The 15,732-nt window shown below is 70.8% G+C and carries 16 protein-coding genes; 12 read left to right on the forward strand and 4 right to left on the reverse strand.

What is annotated here, in order from left to right:
- Positions 1 to 50 precede the first annotated feature (50 nt).
- Positions 51 to 1,031, forward strand: coding sequence for a glycosyltransferase family 2 protein (locus ACFWUZ_RS28150; RefSeq protein WP_384378693.1), 981 nt, complete (start codon positions 51 to 53; stop codon positions 1,029 to 1,031).
- Positions 1,031 to 2,407: a polysialyltransferase family glycosyltransferase gene (locus tag ACFWUZ_RS28155; RefSeq protein ID WP_384378696.1), complete on the forward strand. Its 1,377-nt coding sequence runs from the start codon at positions 1,031 to 1,033 to the stop codon at positions 2,405 to 2,407. The genes ACFWUZ_RS28150 and ACFWUZ_RS28155 overlap by 1 nt, the downstream gene beginning before the upstream one ends.
- On the opposite strand, the gene leuE is transcribed toward ACFWUZ_RS28155, so the two are convergent.
- Together leuE and ACFWUZ_RS28165 are read right to left on the reverse strand one after the other, a co-directional pair.
- Positions 2,400 to 3,056 (reverse strand): leucine efflux protein LeuE, encoded by a 657-nt coding sequence (gene leuE / locus ACFWUZ_RS28160; protein WP_384378698.1) that lies wholly within the window; start codon positions 3,054 to 3,056, stop codon positions 2,400 to 2,402. The genes ACFWUZ_RS28155 and leuE overlap by 8 nt on opposite strands.
- 43 nt (positions 3,057 to 3,099) lie before the next feature.
- Entirely contained in the window at positions 3,100 to 4,680 is a 1,581-nt protein-coding gene (locus ACFWUZ_RS28165; protein WP_384378701.1) for a methylmalonyl-CoA mutase, read from the reverse strand.
- Between the two features lie 199 nt (positions 4,681 to 4,879).
- Here ACFWUZ_RS28165 and ACFWUZ_RS28170 point away from each other — a divergent pair, with 199 nt between their 5' ends.
- Positions 4,880 to 5,737 (forward strand): peptidoglycan-binding protein, encoded by an 858-nt coding sequence (locus tag ACFWUZ_RS28170; protein WP_384378704.1) that lies wholly within the window; start codon positions 4,880 to 4,882, stop codon positions 5,735 to 5,737.
- A 216-nt stretch (positions 5,738 to 5,953) separates the two neighbouring features.
- Here ACFWUZ_RS28170 and ACFWUZ_RS28175 read toward each other — a convergent pair whose 3' ends face one another.
- Both ACFWUZ_RS28175 and ACFWUZ_RS28180 read right to left on the reverse strand, forming a co-directional pair.
- The gene (locus tag ACFWUZ_RS28175) at positions 5,954 to 7,036 is read right to left on the reverse strand and encodes a hypothetical protein (protein WP_384378707.1); all 1,083 of its coding nucleotides are present in this window, start codon (positions 7,034 to 7,036) and stop codon (positions 5,954 to 5,956) included.
- Positions 7,036 to 7,788: an RNA polymerase sigma factor gene (locus tag ACFWUZ_RS28180; RefSeq protein ID WP_384378920.1), complete on the reverse strand. Its 753-nt coding sequence runs from the start codon at positions 7,786 to 7,788 to the stop codon at positions 7,036 to 7,038. The genes ACFWUZ_RS28175 and ACFWUZ_RS28180 overlap by 1 nt, the downstream gene beginning before the upstream one ends.
- Before the next feature lie 328 nt (positions 7,789 to 8,116).
- Between ACFWUZ_RS28180 and ACFWUZ_RS28185 the strand changes: the two genes are divergently transcribed.
- The 9 genes from ACFWUZ_RS28185 to ACFWUZ_RS28225 all read left to right on the forward strand — a co-directional run bounded on the left by ACFWUZ_RS28185 (position 8,117) and on the right by ACFWUZ_RS28225 (position 15,722).
- Entirely contained in the window at positions 8,117 to 8,722 is a 606-nt protein-coding gene (locus tag ACFWUZ_RS28185) for a 2-oxo-4-hydroxy-4-carboxy-5-ureidoimidazoline decarboxylase (protein ID WP_384378710.1), read from the forward strand.
- Positions 8,723 to 8,874: 152 nt separating this feature from the next.
- Positions 8,875 to 9,255, forward strand: coding sequence for a succinate dehydrogenase, cytochrome b556 subunit (gene sdhC / locus ACFWUZ_RS28190; RefSeq protein WP_266934686.1), 381 nt, complete (start codon positions 8,875 to 8,877; stop codon positions 9,253 to 9,255).
- A gap of 5 nt (positions 9,256 to 9,260) precedes the next feature.
- Positions 9,261 to 9,743 (forward strand): succinate dehydrogenase hydrophobic membrane anchor subunit, encoded by a 483-nt coding sequence (locus tag ACFWUZ_RS28195; RefSeq protein ID WP_384378714.1) that lies wholly within the window; start codon positions 9,261 to 9,263, stop codon positions 9,741 to 9,743.
- Between the two features lie 23 nt (positions 9,744 to 9,766).
- The gene (gene sdhA / locus ACFWUZ_RS28200) at positions 9,767 to 11,521 is read left to right on the forward strand and encodes a succinate dehydrogenase flavoprotein subunit (protein ID WP_384378717.1); all 1,755 of its coding nucleotides are present in this window, start codon (positions 9,767 to 9,769) and stop codon (positions 11,519 to 11,521) included.
- The gene (locus ACFWUZ_RS28205; RefSeq protein WP_384378720.1) at positions 11,521 to 12,288 is read left to right on the forward strand and encodes a succinate dehydrogenase iron-sulfur subunit; all 768 of its coding nucleotides are present in this window, start codon (positions 11,521 to 11,523) and stop codon (positions 12,286 to 12,288) included. The genes sdhA and ACFWUZ_RS28205 overlap by 1 nt, the downstream gene beginning before the upstream one ends.
- Positions 12,289 to 12,406: 118 nt before the next feature.
- On the forward strand, positions 12,407 to 12,613 hold the full coding sequence (locus ACFWUZ_RS28210; protein ID WP_384378723.1) for a hypothetical protein: 207 nt from the start codon (positions 12,407 to 12,409) through the stop codon (positions 12,611 to 12,613).
- Positions 12,614 to 12,704: 91 nt separating this feature from the next.
- A complete protein-coding gene (locus ACFWUZ_RS28215; RefSeq protein WP_384378726.1) occupies positions 12,705 to 13,253 on the forward strand; it encodes a hypothetical protein in 549 nt (182 codons plus the stop codon).
- A 1,155-nt stretch (positions 13,254 to 14,408) separates the two neighbouring features.
- Positions 14,409 to 15,164: an alpha/beta fold hydrolase gene (locus tag ACFWUZ_RS28220; RefSeq protein ID WP_384378729.1), complete on the forward strand. Its 756-nt coding sequence runs from the start codon at positions 14,409 to 14,411 to the stop codon at positions 15,162 to 15,164.
- 153 nt (positions 15,165 to 15,317) lie between these two features.
- Positions 15,318 to 15,722: a hypothetical protein gene (locus tag ACFWUZ_RS28225; protein WP_384378732.1), complete on the forward strand. Its 405-nt coding sequence runs from the start codon at positions 15,318 to 15,320 to the stop codon at positions 15,720 to 15,722.
- Positions 15,723 to 15,732: the final 10 nt, after the last annotated feature.

The raw sequence follows: 15,732 nt of genomic DNA on the forward strand, positions 1-15,732 counted from the left end.
TCCGCATCCGAGCCATGATGAAAGCCGGACGACGCCATAACGTCTCGCGGGTGCCCAAGCTCTCTGTTGTCGTGCCGTTCTACAACGTGCAGACATACGCACCGGATGCCCTGAAAAGTCTCGAACTCAACGCCCGGGACGATTTCGAGTTCCTGCTCGTCGACGACTGCTCGGCGGACGGGACCCCGGAACTGCTGGAGCGGGCGGCCCGCGAGCTGCCCGGGGCGGTGCACCTCAGACACGACCGCAACGGCGGCCTCGCCACCGCACGGAACACCGGCCTGGACGCCGCCCGCGGCGAGTACCTCGCCTTCCTGGACGGGGACGACTGGCTGGCCCCGGGCCACCTGGCCCGCACTCTGGCCGCCATAGAGGCCCTGAACTGCGATTTCGTCCGCACCGACCATGTCCGGTGCACCGGACGGGCGCGGAGCGTGCAGCGGGTCCCGTACGGCGTGCACGGGGTGGCCGCCGACCCGCGGACGGGCATCCTGCCCGCCGACCGGGCCACCTCGGTGGACTATCCGTACGCCTGGGCCGGCATGTACCACCGGCGGCTGCTGGACCGCGGGGTGCTGCGGTTCACCGACGGGCTGCGGACGGCGGAGGACCGGCCGTGGATCTGGCGGCTGCACCGGGAGGCGGAGTCCTTCGCCGCGATCGGAATGCCCGGGATCTTCTACCGGCGCGGTGTGGCGACGTCCTTGACCCAGATCGGGGACGAGCGGCAGCTCGATTTCATTCGCGCATTCGATCAGGTCCTGTCGGACACGGCCGCGGACCGGGAATCCGATCTTCTGCTCCCGAAAGCCGTCCGAACGTATTGTGCAATTATCGCGCACCATGTCGGGTCCATCGAAAGATTCGAACCGGCTGTGGCGAAAAAACTCCGCTCCATGAGCAGGGCCGCGCTCGGACGCATGCCGCAGGACGTATTGGACCGCGCCCTGGACTCGATGGACGCCGACCGTTCCACCCTGCTGCGCCGCCTGCGCGGCAGCCGCCGCACGCTGTCGGGAGCGACCGCCTGATGCCCGTCCAGATCTTCCTGGCCTCCACCCTCTACGGGGCCGCGACCCTCGCGGCGGGCATCGACGCGGGCAGCTTCCCGCCGGCCGGCCGGCGGATCCTGCTGACCAGCAACCACGCCGTCGCCGCCGAGGTCGCCCCCGGGCTCGCGGACGTGCCGGGCTTCGCGGCCCTGCGCACCCGCTTCGACGAGGTGCTCGACTGGAACCACGTCATCGAGCCGCTGCACCCGAGCACCTGGGCCCCGCGCACAGAGGACGTCCCGCTGTGGGAGCGCCGGCTGCGCTCCCTGTGGGGGCTCGGCGACGAGCGCGTCGAGCTGGTCGTGGAGTCCCTCCAGGTCCCGCCGGCCCAGACCCTGTGCCGGCTCTTCCCGGGTGCGGCGGTCGACGTCTACGCGGACGGCCTGATGAGTTACGGGCCCACGCGCTTCCGCCTCGACCCGCAACTGGGGATGCGGGTGCGGCGGGTCCTGCACCTGGACCTGGTGCCGGGGCTGGAACCGCTGCTGCTGACGGAGTTCGGGGTGCGGGCGGAGCTGGTGCCCGCGGAGTCGTTCGCGAAGGTCCTCGCCGAACTGGCCGACCTCGCCGCACCCGCCGGCCTCGCCGCACCGTCAGCCCCGTGCGCACCGGCCGCACCGGCCGGACCGGCCTCCGCCCCGGCCCTGCTGCTCGGCCAGTACCTCTCCGCGCTGGACCTGATGACCCCGGCGGAGGAGGAGGAGCTCCACGTGGAGATGGTCCGCGGCGCCCGCGCGCTGGGCCACCGGGAGCTGCTCTTCAAACCGCACCCCAGCGCCCCGGCCGCGTACTCCCGCCGCGCAGAGGCGGAGGCCGCCCGCCTCGGCGTCCGGCTGACCGTCGTGGACAGCCCGGTGCTGGCCGAGGTGCTGTACCTGCGGCTGCGCCCCGCGCTGGTCGTCGGCTGCTTCTCCACCGGCCTGCTGACCGCCGCGACCCTGTACGGGCTCCCGGTGGCCCGCACCGGCACGGACGCCGTGCTGGCCCGCCTGGCCCCGTACCCGAACAGCAACCGCGTCCCGCTGGCCGTGGTGGACGCCCTGCTGCCCGACCTGGCGGACGCCGGGGCGGTCCGCGCCTGGAGCCCCCCGGACCGCGCCCGGGTCCAGGAGGAGCTGACCGGTCTGCTGACCGCGGTCGGCTTCACGATGCAGCCCCAGATCCTGGCCTCGCGACGGCCCGCCGCGGAGGCCTACCTGGCCCGGCACCTGACCCCCCGCACCTGGCGGTACTTCACCCGCCGCCGCCTGACCTCGCTGGGACTGCCGGGCGGCATCCCGGCCCAGCTGTCCTTCCTGTCCAGGAGCCCGGCCGTGCGCCGCGCGGTCCGGCGGCTGCGCCGGGCCCTCAGCTGACGGCGAGCTTGGCCGCGAAGCCGAGGAACAGCACCCCCGCCGCCGAGGTGGCCCCGGCCGACAGCCGCCTGCGGCGGCGGAACGCGGCGGACAGCCGGGTACCGCCGAAGATCAGCACGGTCAGGTAGAGGAAGCTGCCGATCTGCAGCAGGCCGCCCAGGACCAGGAAGGACAGCGCCGGGTAGGCGTAGCCGGGGTCCACGAACTGCACGAAGAAGGACATCAGGAAGAGGATGGCCTTCGGGTTGAACAGGCTGATCAGCAGGGCCCGCCGGTACGGCCGCTCGCCGTCGCCCGCGTCCGCGTCGGCCTCGACGGCGGCGGCCACCTCGGCCCGCGCCCGGTTCGAGCGCCACAGCGCCCAGGCACCGCGCAGCATCCCGACGGCCAGCCAGGTCAGGTAACCGGCGCCGAGCAGCTTGACGATGCCGAACAGCAGCGGGCTGGCCTGCAGGAGCGAGGCCGCGCCGGCCGCGGCGAGCGCCATCAGCACGGCGTCGCCGGTCCACACCCCGGCGGCGGCCCGGTACCCGGTCCGGACGCCGCGGCGGGCGGCGACGGACAGCACGTACAGCGAGTTCGGGCCCGGCAGCAGAATGATCAGCACCAGACCGGCGAGATACGTCGGAAGATCGGTCACACCCAGCATGTGCAGGAGTGTCCCAAGGGTTGCACCTGTCACGCCAGGGGTTTCACCATGTGGAACCGGAGGGCTCGTACGTCCCCCACACCTCCCTCAGCGCACCGCACACCTCCCCCACCGTGGCCCGGGCCCGCAGCGCCTCCTTCATCGGAGGCAGCACGTTCTCCGTCCCCGCGGCCGCCTCCCGCAGCGCGGCCAGCGCCGACCCCACCGCCGCCGCGTCGCGCTCCTCCCGCAGCCGGGCGAGCGCCGCGCACTGGCGGGCCTCGATGGCCGGGTCCACGCGCAGCGGCTGGTACGGCTCCTCCCGCTCCAGCGCGAAACGGTTGACGCCGACGACCACCCGCTCCCCGCTGTCGGTCTCCCGCGCGATGCGGTAGGCGTTGCGCTCGATCTCCGCCTTCTGGAAGCCGGCCTCGATCGCGGCCACCGCCCCGCCCAGGTCCTCGACCCGGCGCATCAGGTCCAGGACGGCCGCCTCCAGCTCGTCCGTCATCCGCTCCACCGCGTACGACCCGGCGAAGGGGTCCACCGTGTGCGGCACGTCCGTCTCGTGGGCGAGGACCTGCTGGGTGCGCAGCGCCAGGCGGGCGGCCTTCTCCGTCGGCAGCGCGATGGCCTCGTCGAAGGAGTTGGTGTGCAGCGACTGCGTGCCGCCCAGCACCGCGGCGAGGGCCTGCACGGCCACCCGTACGAGGTTCAGTTCCGGCTGCTGCGCGGTCAGCTGGACCCCGGCCGTCTGCGTGTGGAAGCGCAGCATCATCGACTTCGGGTCCCGCGCCCCGAACTCCTCGCGCATGACGCGGGCCCAGATCCGCCGGGCGGCGCGGAACTTCGCGACCTCCTCCAGGAGGGTGGTGCGGGCGACGAAGAAGAAGGAGAGCCGGGGCGCGAACTCGTCGACCGCCATCCCGGCCGCCAGGGCCGTACGGACGTAGGCGACCGCGTCGGCGAGGGTGAAGGCGACCTCCTGCGCGGGCGAGGCCCCCGCTTCGGCCATGTGGTAGCCGGAGATGGAGATGGTGTTCCACTTCGGGATCTCGGCCCGGCAGTACCGGAAGGTGTCGGCCGTCAGCCGCAGGGAGGGCCCGGGCGGGAAGATGTACGTCCCGCGGGCGATGTACTCCTTCAGGACGTCGTTCTGGATCGTGCCCGTCAGCTGCGCGCCCGTGATGCCCTGTTCCTCCGCGACCAGCTGGTAGAGCAGCAGGAGCAGGGCGGCGGGCGCGTTGATGGTCATCGAGGTGGAGACCCGGTCGAGCGGGATGCCCCCGAACAGCGTCCGCATGTCGTCGACCGAGTCGATCGCGACCCCGACCTTGCCCACCTCGCCGTGTGCGAGCGGGGCGTCGGAGTCGTGGCCCATCTGGGTGGGCAGGTCGAAGGCGACGGAGAGCCCGGTGCCGCCGCCCTCGATGAGCTGGCGGTACCGGGCGTTGGACTCGGTGGCCGTGCCGAAGCCGGCGTACTGCCGCATCGTCCAGGGCCGTCCGGTGTACATGGTGGGATAAATCCCCCGCGTGTAGGGGAATTCGCCGGGTTCCCCGAGGGCGGTGCCGGGGTCCCACCCCGTCAGGTCGCCCGGTCCGCAGACGGGTTCGATCGGGATTCCGCTCTCGCTGCGTGCCATCGAACAGTCCTCCAGAGGGCGACCCGGGTGGATGCTGCCGTCTGCACGCAAGGCTGCGGACGGCTCCTGGTCACAATGGCGCAACATCCCGGCACAGCGTGCAACTGTCCACGCGCGTCAGGCATCACCTAGTTACACGAGCCGTAGAGACCGGGGGACTGCAATGCACCGCCAGAGAGTCATAATCCGCACGCTCGGAGTGGCCACCGCCGTCGCACTCGCCGCGACCGCCTGCGGGCCCCAGAAGGCGGAGTCCACGGGCTCCGTCTCCTCGGCCCCGTCCTCGCCCACGGCGGGCGCCTCACCCGAGACCTCCACCGACAACAAGCCGTCCGCGGACGCCTCGGCGTCGGCCTCTGCCTCCGCGTCCGCTCCGGCGTCGGCGTCCCCGTCGGCCAAGCCCTCGTCCTCGCCGTCCCCGGCCGTGAAGCCGATCATGGCGAACGGCGACGAGACCGAGCAGGTGCGCGAGCTACAGGCACGGCTGCGGCAGCTCAAGCTGATGAACGTCGCCCCGACCGGCTTCTACGGGTCCAAGACGACGGCCGCGGTCAAGTCCTTCCAGTCGAAGAACGGCCTGGGGGCCACCGGGTCGGTGGACGAGGCCACCTGGAAGAAGATCGAGGCGGCCACGAAGAAGCCCACCGCGGAGGAGCTGAACCCGCCGACCACCCTCGAGCCGGACGCTCCGGACCCGAGCTGCATGGAGGGCCGGGTCCTGTGCATCAGCAAGGAGAGCCGCACCCTCGCCTGGATGATCGACGGAAAGATCATCTCGACGATGGACGTGCGCTTCGGCTCGGAGAACACCCCGACCCGCGAGGGGGTGTTCAAGGTGGACCGCAAGGAGAAGGTCTGGAAGTCCACGATCTACCACACGTCCATGCCGTACTCGATGTTCTTCAGCGGCGGCCAGGCGGTGCACTACTCGGCGGACTTCGCGGCCCGCGGCTACAACGGCGCCTCGCACGGCTGCGTCAACGTCCGCGACATGGGGAAGCTGGCGGCGGTCTTCGGCCAGGTGGAGACGGGCGACAAGGTCGTCGTCTACTGGTGAGCCCGGCCGGCCGGGGAACCGGTCCGACGTAAGGGGCGCGGGCAGGGCCGGGGGAACGTGCCCCGCCCGCGCCAGGTGCGCAGAGCCCAGGGGTACGGGGGGAACCCCGGCTCATGCGCGGCCGATGACCAGTCGGCTCGATAGGTACTGCGCCACGAGTTCGAAAAGTGTTACAGGCCGTCGGTGCCGGGCCCGGCAGGCGCCCCGGCAGGCGGATCAGAGGCCGCCGAGCAGGCCCGCCCGGCCGCCCGGCTGGGCGGGGCTCAGCAGCGGGGCCCGCAGGACGGCGCCCTTCGGGCCGGAACCGCCGGAGCCGTCGGAACCACTGGAGCCGGTTCCGCCCGGGGCGTCCTCGCGGGTGCCGTCCCGCGGTCCGTCCAGGAGCGACTCGCAGAAGCGCGGGATGCGCGCCGTGCCGCCGGCCAGGCGCGCCAGCCGGTCGCGGCGGTCGTCGGTGATGCGGCCCGCCCGGTAGTCCTTGCAGAAGTCCAGCCGCAGACGGCCCTCCCGCTCGCCGTCGCGGTCCTTGTCCGTGGTGAAGCCTTCGCGCTCCGGCTCCCCGGTGCCCGTGGCCGTCCGGTCGTCCTTGACGTCGCCGTCCTTGCCTTCGCCGCCGCCCAGCCCGCCCTGGGCGTCCTTGCCGGCGCCCTCGGTGACGGGCCGGCCGGGCGAGGCCCCGGCGGCGGTTCCCGTACCCGGCGGCGTCGCGCCGTCCACGCCCGGGGTCCGCGGCCCGCCGGTGAGGTTCGGGACGGCCTCGTCCCGCAGCGGCGTGGGCCGCAGGTTCGGGCCGAGGGTCGGGTCCTGGCTGTCGGCGGGCGCAGGGTCCCCGTCGATGCTGACGGACATCGCCGGCCCCGGTCCCGCACTGTCGTGCCGGGGCCCGTCCAGCAGACCCGCCCCCACGGCCGCGGCCAGGCCGCCGACCGCCACGCTCGCCAGGGCGGCCGCCAGGCCGAACCGGACGGGCCGCGAGGACCGGCGCCCGCGGGACGCGGGCAGGGGGAGGTGGCCGAGGTCCACCAGGGGCTCGGCGTGGCCCGTTCCCGTACCCGGCGCATCCGCCGGGAGGACGGCCGTGCCGCGCGCGGCCCGGAAGGCGGCCACCGCGGCGGCCTCACCGGGAAATTCCGCCGCGGCGGGCGGCGGCTCGGCCAGGGAGTCGAGGGCGGCGCGCAGCCGGGCGGCCCGGGCCTGCGCCTGGGGATCGGCGGCCGGCCCCACAGGTTCCACCGGCTCGCCGCGCAGCAGTCGCTCCGCCGCGGCTTCGTCCAGCCACCTGTTGCGCTCGTCGGCCATCACATGTCCTTCTGCGTCCGCCAACGTGAATGCGTCACACCGGTTTGTTCTACGAGGCCCCCGCCACGGCCGCGCTGCGCGGGTACGGCGTCGAGATCCCTCCCGCCCCCGCCGTCCCGTGCCGGGCCACCGGCATTATGGCTGACCGGAGCATCCGCCTCCGAGTCCGGGCCGCAGTCCGGCTCGAACTCGCCCCTCGGATCCTGTGCTCCCAGCAGCTCCGCCAGCTTCTTCAGACCCCGGTGCGCGGCGGTCCGCACCGCCCCGGGGCGCTTGCCCAGCGTCTCGGCCGCGGTCTTGGCGTCGAGCCCGACCACGACCCGCAGGACGACGGCCTCCGCCTGGTCCTGCGGGAGCTGCGCGATCAGCGCCATGGTCCGGCCGGTGGAGAGCGCCTCCATGGCCTCGCCCGCGGTGTCGCAGTCGGCGGCCCGGCCGGTCAGCTCGGTCTCGTCGCCTCCGACGGCCGGACGGCGGCCGCGCATGCGGATGTGGTCGAGGGCCCGGTTGCGGGCGATGCGGGCGGCCCAGCCCCGGAAGCGGTCGGCGTCGCCGGTGAAGGAGTCCAGGTCGCGGGCGATCTGCAGCCAGGCCTCGGAGGCCACGTCCTCCGCGTCGCCGTCGCCGACGAGCGTGCGGACGTATCCGAGCAGGCGTGGGTGCACGGCGCGGTACACAGTCCGGAACGCGTCCTCGTCGCCGTCCTGTGCCGCGAGCACCGCGGCAGTCAGCTCCGCGTCGTCCCCCAGCAAAGTCCCCAACCCGTTCACTGTCCTGTACGTGTGGCGCAAATCAGCACGTTACGGCTTTCAAGTACCTCTCGTCCACGAGTTGTACAACGAGCAACCAGTCCTGCGCGGAGCGAGGTGTGACAGAAAACGCACTCGGGGCGCTGACAGGGGTACGGGCTTGTCGCACGAGTCCGTGACGGATGGCGGCCGGGGCCTCTCCTGTGGGGGGTGGCGGCCTCGGTCGCCATCCCCTTCTCCCTGCCGGCAGAGGTGCTCACTTCATCCTTTCGGCTCACTTCCGGGTGAAATCCTCAAATGGGTACGACACTCCCCGCCCCACCTCGCTAGCGTGGCGGCACACCCGAGCCCCGCCCCGAGGAGCCCCCTGCTGTCCAGCCACCTTCCGGCACAGGCCCGCGGCAGCGCCGACCCCTCGCCCGGCTCCGGACTGGCGCGGTTCAACGCGCTGTCCCCCGAAGCCGCCGAGGCCGTCCTGCTGCACTGCTGCGGAAGCCACCGCTGGGCGCACCGGATGGCCACCCACCGCCCCTACCCCGACGCCGGCTCCCTGCTGGCCGCCGCGGACGAGGCCTCGTACGACCTCTCCCAGGCGGACCTGTCGGAGGCACTGGCCTCGGAATGCCCCGAGGAACTGGGGCACGGAGCACCGTACGCCGCTCTGCTCGCCCTCGACGCCGCCCATGCGGAGTACGAGCGCAAATTCGGCCACGCCTTCGTGATCTGCCTCGACGGGCACCCGCCGGAGGAGCAGGCGGACCAGCTGCTGGCCGCGATCCGGCGCCGGATGGGGCACGAGGTCGACGAGGAACGGTCGATCTCCGCGGACGAGCTCCGCCGGGTCGCCCAGGCCCGGCTGCTGGACCTGACACGCTGGCTGACCTCCGCCGATGGGCTGTCTGCTACGGAAATCGGGCTATTCGCCCCTGTGGGATAGTCCGTACGTGCCTGTTTGATCACACCGATGACCCCCGCGCGAAGGAACCGACAAAGCGTCGCTACGATGTCCGGGGCCGGAGGACCGTACCCGGCCGGGCCCGACCGACAACGAAGCCGGCTGGCCCCCGCCCCGCTTCCGGAGGGTTTTCCGTGCCGGCTGGAACGTTGTACCGCGGCCGGGAAGGAATGTGGTCCTGGGTGGCTCATCGAGTCACCGGCGTCCTCATCTTCTTCTTCCTGTTCGTACACGTCCTCGACACCGCTCTCGTCCGCGTCTCTCCCGAGGCGTACGACGATGTCGTGGCTACCTACAAGACTCCGATCGTCGCGCTGCTGGAATACGGCCTCGTCGCCGCAATCCTGTTCCACGCGCTCAACGGTCTCCGTGTCATCGCCGTGGACTTCTGGTCCAAGGGCCCCCGCTACCAGAAGCAGATGCTCTGGTCGGTCGTGGGCGTCTGGATCGTGCTGATGGTCGGGGCCCTTTACCCCGTCCTGGGCCACGCCTACCTCGAACTCTTCGGGAAGTGACACGCATGTCTTCTGACACTTCTTTCGAAAAGGGCATCGGTGACGTCGAGGGCGTGTCCCTCTACGACGCCGACAACCCGGCCCCGTACATCGAGGCGCCGCGCAAGCGCACGGGCAAGACCCCGCGCTCGACCCGCGGCAACTTCGAGATGGCCGCATGGCTCTTCATGCGCCTCTCGGGCATCGTGCTCGTCGTCCTCGTCATCGGCCACCTGCTGATCCAGCTGGTGCTCGACGGCGGCGTGTCCAAGATCGGCTTCGCCTTCGTGGCCGGCCGCTGGGCCTCCCCGTTCTGGCAGGTCTGGGACCTGCTGATGCTGTGGCTGGCGATGCTGCACGGCGCCAACGGTCTGCGTACCGTCATCAACGACTACGCGGAGCGCGCCAACACGCGGCTGTGGCTGAAGGGCCTGCTCTACACCGCCACGGTGTTCACCATCCTTCTGGGCACGCTGGTGATCTTCACCTTCGACCCGAACATCCGCTAGGCAACGGGGCTGAGGCGAAACCAATGAAGATCCACAAGTACGACACCGTCATCGTCGGCGCGGGCGGCGCAGGCATGCGCGCCGCCATCGAGGCGACGAAGCGCAGCCGCACCGCCGTGCTGACGAAGCTCTACCCCACCCGCTCCCACACGGGCGCCGCGCAGGGCGGCATGGCCGCCGCGCTGGCCAACGTGGAAGAGGACAACTGGGAGTGGCACACCTTCGACACGGTCAAGGGCGGTGACTACCTGGTCGACCAGGACGCCGCCGAGATCCTGGCGAAGGAGGCCATCGACGCCGTCCTCGACCTGGAGAAGATGGGCCTGCCGTTCAACCGCACCCCGGACGGCACCATCGACCAGCGCCGCTTCGGCGGGCACTCCCGCAACCACGGCGAGGCGCCGGTCCGCCGGTCCTGCTACGCCGCGGACCGCACCGGTCACATGATCCTCCAGACGCTGTACCAGAACTGCGTCAAGGAGGGCGTGGAGTTCTTCAACGAGTTCTACGTCCTGGACCAGCTCATCGTCGAGGTCGACGGCGTCAAGAAGTCGGCCGGCGTGGTCGCGTACGAGCTCGCCACCGGCGAGATCCACGTGTTCCAGGCCAAGGCCGTCATCTACGCCTCCGGCGGCACCGGCAAGTTCTTCAAGGTGACCTCCAACGCGCACACCCTCACGGGTGACGGCCAGGCGGCCTGCTACCGACGCGGCCTGCCACTGGAGGACATGGAGTTCTTCCAGTTCCACCCGACGGGCATCTGGCGCATGGGCATCCTGCTGACGGAGGGCGCCCGCGGTGAGGGCGGCATCCTCCGCAACAAGGACGGCGAGCGCTTCATGGAGAAGTACGCGCCGGTCATGAAGGACCTCGCGTCCCGTGACGTCGTCTCGCGCTCCATCTACACCGAGATCCGCGAGGGCCGCGGCTGCGGTCCGGCCGGTGACCACGTGTACCTGGACCTGACGCACCTCCCGCCGGAGCAGCTCGACGCGAAGCTCCCGGACATCACCGAGTTCGCGCGCACCTACCTGGGCATCGAACCGTACACGGACCCGATCCCGATCCAGCCCACCGCGCACTACGCCATGGGCGGCATCCCGACCAACGTCGAGGGTGAGGTCCTGCGCGACAACACCACCGTCGTCCCCGGCCTGTACGCGGCCGGCGAGGTCGCGTGCGTATCGGTGCACGGCGCGAACCGCCTCGGCACCAACTCGCTGCTGGACATCAACGTCTTCGGCAAGCGCTCGGGCATCGCGGCGGCGCGGTACTCGCAGGAGAACGACTACGTCGAGCTCCCCGAGAACCCGGCCTCCCTGGTCGAGGAGCAGGTCGAGCGGCTGCGCAACTCTACGGGCAACGAGCGGGTCGCCGACCTGCGTCTGGAGCTCCAGGAGACGATGGACGCGAACGTGATGGTCTTCCGCACGGAGCAGACCATCAAGACCGCGGTCGAGAAGATCGCGGAGCTGCGCGAGCGCTACAAGAACGTGTCCGTCCAGGACAAGGGCAAGCGCTTCAACACGGACCTGCTGGAAGCCATCGAGCTGGGCAACCTGCTCGATCTGGCCGAGGTCATGGCCGTGTCCGCGCTGGCGCGCAAGGAGTCCCGCGGCGGTCACTACCGCGAGGACTACCCGAACCGCGACGACGTCAACTTCATGCGCCACACCATGGCGTACCGCGAGGTCGGAGCCGACGGCTCGGACTCGATCCGGCTCGACTACAAGCCGGTCGTCACGACCCGCTACCAGCCGATGGAGCGTAAGTACTGATGGGCACCCCGACCCTGAGCAAGACGGACACGATGGAGGCGGCGGCCGCGGCCTCCCCCTACATCACGGTCACCTTCCGGATCCGCCGCTTCAACCCCGAGATCTCGGACGAGGCGCAGTGGCAGGACTTCCAGATCGAGATCGACCCGAAGGAGCGCGTGCTCGACGGTCTCCACAAGATCAAGTGGGACCTCGACGGCACGCTGACCTTCCGCCGCTCCTGCGCGCACGGCATCTGCGGCTCCGACGCGATGCGGATCAACGGCAAGAACAGGCTCGCCTGCAAGACGCTGATCAAGGACATCAACCCGGAGAAGCCCATCACCGTCGAGGCCATCAAGGGCCTCACGGTGATGAAGGACCTCATCGTCGACATGGAGCCCTTCTTCCAGGCGTACCGGGACGTCATGCCGTTCCTGGTCACCAAGGGCAACGAGCCGACGCGCGAGCGCCTGCAGTCCGCCGAGGACCGCGAGCGCTTCGACGACACCACCAAGTGCATCCTCTGCGCCGCCTGCACGTCCTCGTGCCCGGTGTTCTGGAACGACGGCCAGTACTTCGGCCCGGCGGCGATCGTCAACGCGCACCGCTTCATCTTCGACTCGCGTGACGAGGCCGGCGAGCAGCGGCTGGAGATCCTGAACGACAAGGACGGCGTGTGGCGCTGCCGCACGACCTTCAACTGCACCGACGCGTGCCCCCGTGGCATCGAGGTCACGAAGGCGATCCAGGAAGTCAAGCGCGCCCTCATCACGCGCCGCTTCTGATCCCCTCCACCTGAAGGCCCCGCCCCCCCCGGTACCCACTCCGGGGGGCGGGGCCTTCGGCGTCCCCGGGGGTGGATACCGGGCGTGTCCGGGGTCCCCGGGGTCCCCGGGGTCCCCCGTGGGAGTGGAAGCCGGGATCCCGGTCTGCGTCGTCATCGACGACTTCGACGACTTCGATGACTTCGACGACGAGGGCACGGTCACCGTGTTCAGCGGGCCGGATCCCGAGAAGGGGACCTACGTCTCGAAGTCCCCCGTCTTGTACGGCACTTCCACCGCCACCTCCGTGGGCTCCGCCAAGGGGCTTACGATCGAGGGCTCCTGACACGTCCTCAGGGGTGCGGCCGGCGGTCCGCCAACTCCCGGACCCCGCTACGGGGTATGGGGTACGGGGGTCCTGTGGAAGGATCGTCCGTATGAGTGACCAGCAGCCGAATCCGTACGCGAGCGACCCTTCCCAGGGCGGTCAGCCCGGCCAGCCGGGCCAGGGTGACTACAGGTGGGGCCCGGGCGAGGCCAGTTACGGGTACCCGCAGCCCTACCCGTCGACCCCCGCCTACCAGCCGACGATCGGCGGCGAAGGCCTCCTCGCCGCCCCCGGCGCCTATGCCCAGGGTCCTGGCGGAGTCGGCCTGAACCTCGGCGACATCACCATCGCCGGGGACCAGATCATCACGCCGTCGGGAACGATGCCGCTCAGGGGCGCGATGTGGAACGCGACCGACTTCTCGCGCACCGAGGAGAAGATCCCGACCCACGCCATCGTGCTCGCGATCGTCTTCGCGCTGTTCTGCCTGATCGGCCTGCTGTTCCTCCTGATGAAGGAGAAGGTGACCACGGGATACATCCAGATCACCGTCAACAGCGGCGGCCGCCACCACTCGACGATGATCCCGGCAGCCGACGCCCACACCTACGCCTGGGTCATGACCCAGATCAACTACGCCCGCTCCCTGAGCCTCTGAGGGGCGGGGGGTCGGGGGGTCGGGGTTGGGCTTCGGGGGGCTGTTACCCCTTCTCGGGATCAGGGAGGGTTTGGGGGTTTCCCGCCAGTCCTATCGTCTCTCCGTGGCGGGACGGCCCCTCAAGGGCGCTCACTGCGTTCGCGTCGCTTCGCGATGGCCTTCGGCCACCCTTGACCGCCCGCCCCGCCACGGAAAGACAGGACCGACGGGAACCCCCCAAAAAGACGCTCACCGGGGACCGGACAGAGGAGCGGGGCGGCCAGCGTTCCAGGGCCTGACCTCCAGTGGCCCTGCCGGAGCCAGACCTCGACCAGACCGTCAGCAGGATCGGGCAGCGCATCAACGCCGCACACACCCTTCTCGCCTCAGCGTCTGCGACCCGCCTGGAGCTGAACATAAGCCGCCACCGGTCCGGTGGGCACCGCACGTTGCTTGGCGTCAGCGACCCGTCCGGGGTAGAGATGTGACGTCTTGCCGGAGTGAGGGACCGAAAGATCCGGCATCAGACTCCGTCAGCCCCCTTCCCGCGCCCTGACGGTCGCAGGGGCCCCCGGCCCACACACCTGCATACGCACATACGCGCATACGCGCGCACAGCCGTGTCGCTGACGCCTGGCGACGTGCCCCGCCCACCGGAGCGTTGGCGGCTTATGTCCAGCCGCAGACGGACTGCTGACGCCGGGCGACGTGCGGTGCCTACCGGAGTGGTGGCGGCTTATGTCCAACCCGCAGACGGCTCGCAGACGCTGAGCAATGAAGTGGTGGGTGGGGAGTGGATGCGCTCCCCGATCCTGCCGACGAGTCGGTCGAGGTCTGGCTCCGACAGGGCCACTGGAGGCCAGGCCCTGCAACGCTGACCACCCCGAACATGCACCCGTCCCCGGTGAGCGTCTTTTTGGGGGGTTCCCGTCGGTCCTGTCTTTCCGTGGCGGGGCGGGCGGTCAAGGGGGGCCGAAGGCCATCGCGAAGCGACGCGACGAAGGAGCGCCCTTGAGGGGCCGTCCCGCCACGGAGAGACGATAGGACTGGCGGGAAACCCCCAAACCCTCCCTGATCCCGAGAAGGGGTAACAGGCCCCCGAAGCCCAACCCCCACCCCGAAACAAGCCCCTTAAAACCCCTGGTGGAGTCCGCGTGCCCCGGGGAGGATCAGGTAATGATCGTTTCTCATGATGTGGACGGGCCCGTCGACGGCCCCGCCGTGGTCCTGCTGCACTCCTCCGTCTGCGACCGGCGCATGTGGGAGCCGCAGTGGCGGCCCCTGGTCGAGGCCGGGTACCGGGTGGTCCGGCCGGATTTCCGGACCTGTGGGGACTCCCCCGCCGCTCAGGCCCCGTACAGCGACGCAGGCGACGTACGGGCGCTGCTGGACCACCTCGGGGTGGAGCGGGCCGCGCTGGTCGGGAGCTCGTACGGTGGGCGCGTGGCCCTGACCGTGGCCGCGCTGCACCCGGAGCGGGTGGGTTCGCTGTTCCTGCTCTGCCCCGGCCGGCCGGGACACGTGCCGAGTCCGGAGCTGCGGAAGTTCGGGGCCGCCGAGGACGCGCTGCTCGACGCGGGCGACCTCGCCGGTGCGGTCGAGCTCAACGTGGAGACCTGGCTCGGCCCGGACGCCGACGCTGCGGCGAAGGACCTCGTACGGGCCATGCAGCTGCGGAACTTCGAGGTCGCCCTGGCCGTCACCGAGAGCCACGAGCTCCCCGAACCCGCGATCGACCTGGCCGCCGTCACCGCACCCCTGCTGGTCTTCGGCGGCGCCCACGACGAGCCGGACTTCCGCCGCATCGCCGCCGAGCTGCCCGGCCTCGTGCCCGGCGCCCGCCACCAGGAGCTGCCCTGGGCGGGCCATCTCCCCTCCCTGGAGCGCCCCGACGAGGTCACCGGGCTGCTGCTGGACTTCCTCGCCCGCTAGCCGCACCGAAGAACCGACGCGCTCGAACGCCCCTCCGGCCACCGGCCGGAGGGGCGTTCGTGCGCGCGGCGGCCATTTGCTTGAACTTGTTCAAAACGAGGGCTACAGTCAGTCCTGCCAACGAGTTGAACACGTTCAAGGGGGCTGAGGGCAATGGACCTCACTGTGGTCGCGTACATCATCTACCTGCTCATCAGCATCGGGCTCACCGTCTGGGTCGCCCGCACGCTCAGCCGTAACGGCCGGGTCTTCATAGGCGACGTGCTCCAGGGCAACGAGAAGCTCGCCGACGCCGTCAACCAGCTCCTGGTGGTCGGCTTCTACCTCGTGAACATCGGCTTCGTGACCCTCTACCTGCGCTCGGGCGAGGACATCGTGCAGGCCCGCGACCTCTTCGAGGCGCTGTCGGTCAAGCTCGGCGTCGTCCTGCTGGTCCTCGGCGTCATGCACCTCGGCAACGTGTGGGTGCTCAACAAGATGCGCCGTCGCGGGATCATGGAGCGCAACCAGACTCCCCCGGTCGCCCCCCAGGGGTGGACCGCACCGGCCGGGGCCTGACCGTGCCGGC

This window comes from Streptomyces sp. NPDC058646 (genome assembly GCF_042716875.1).
Taxonomy (GTDB): domain Bacteria; phylum Actinomycetota; class Actinomycetes; order Streptomycetales; family Streptomycetaceae; genus Streptomyces.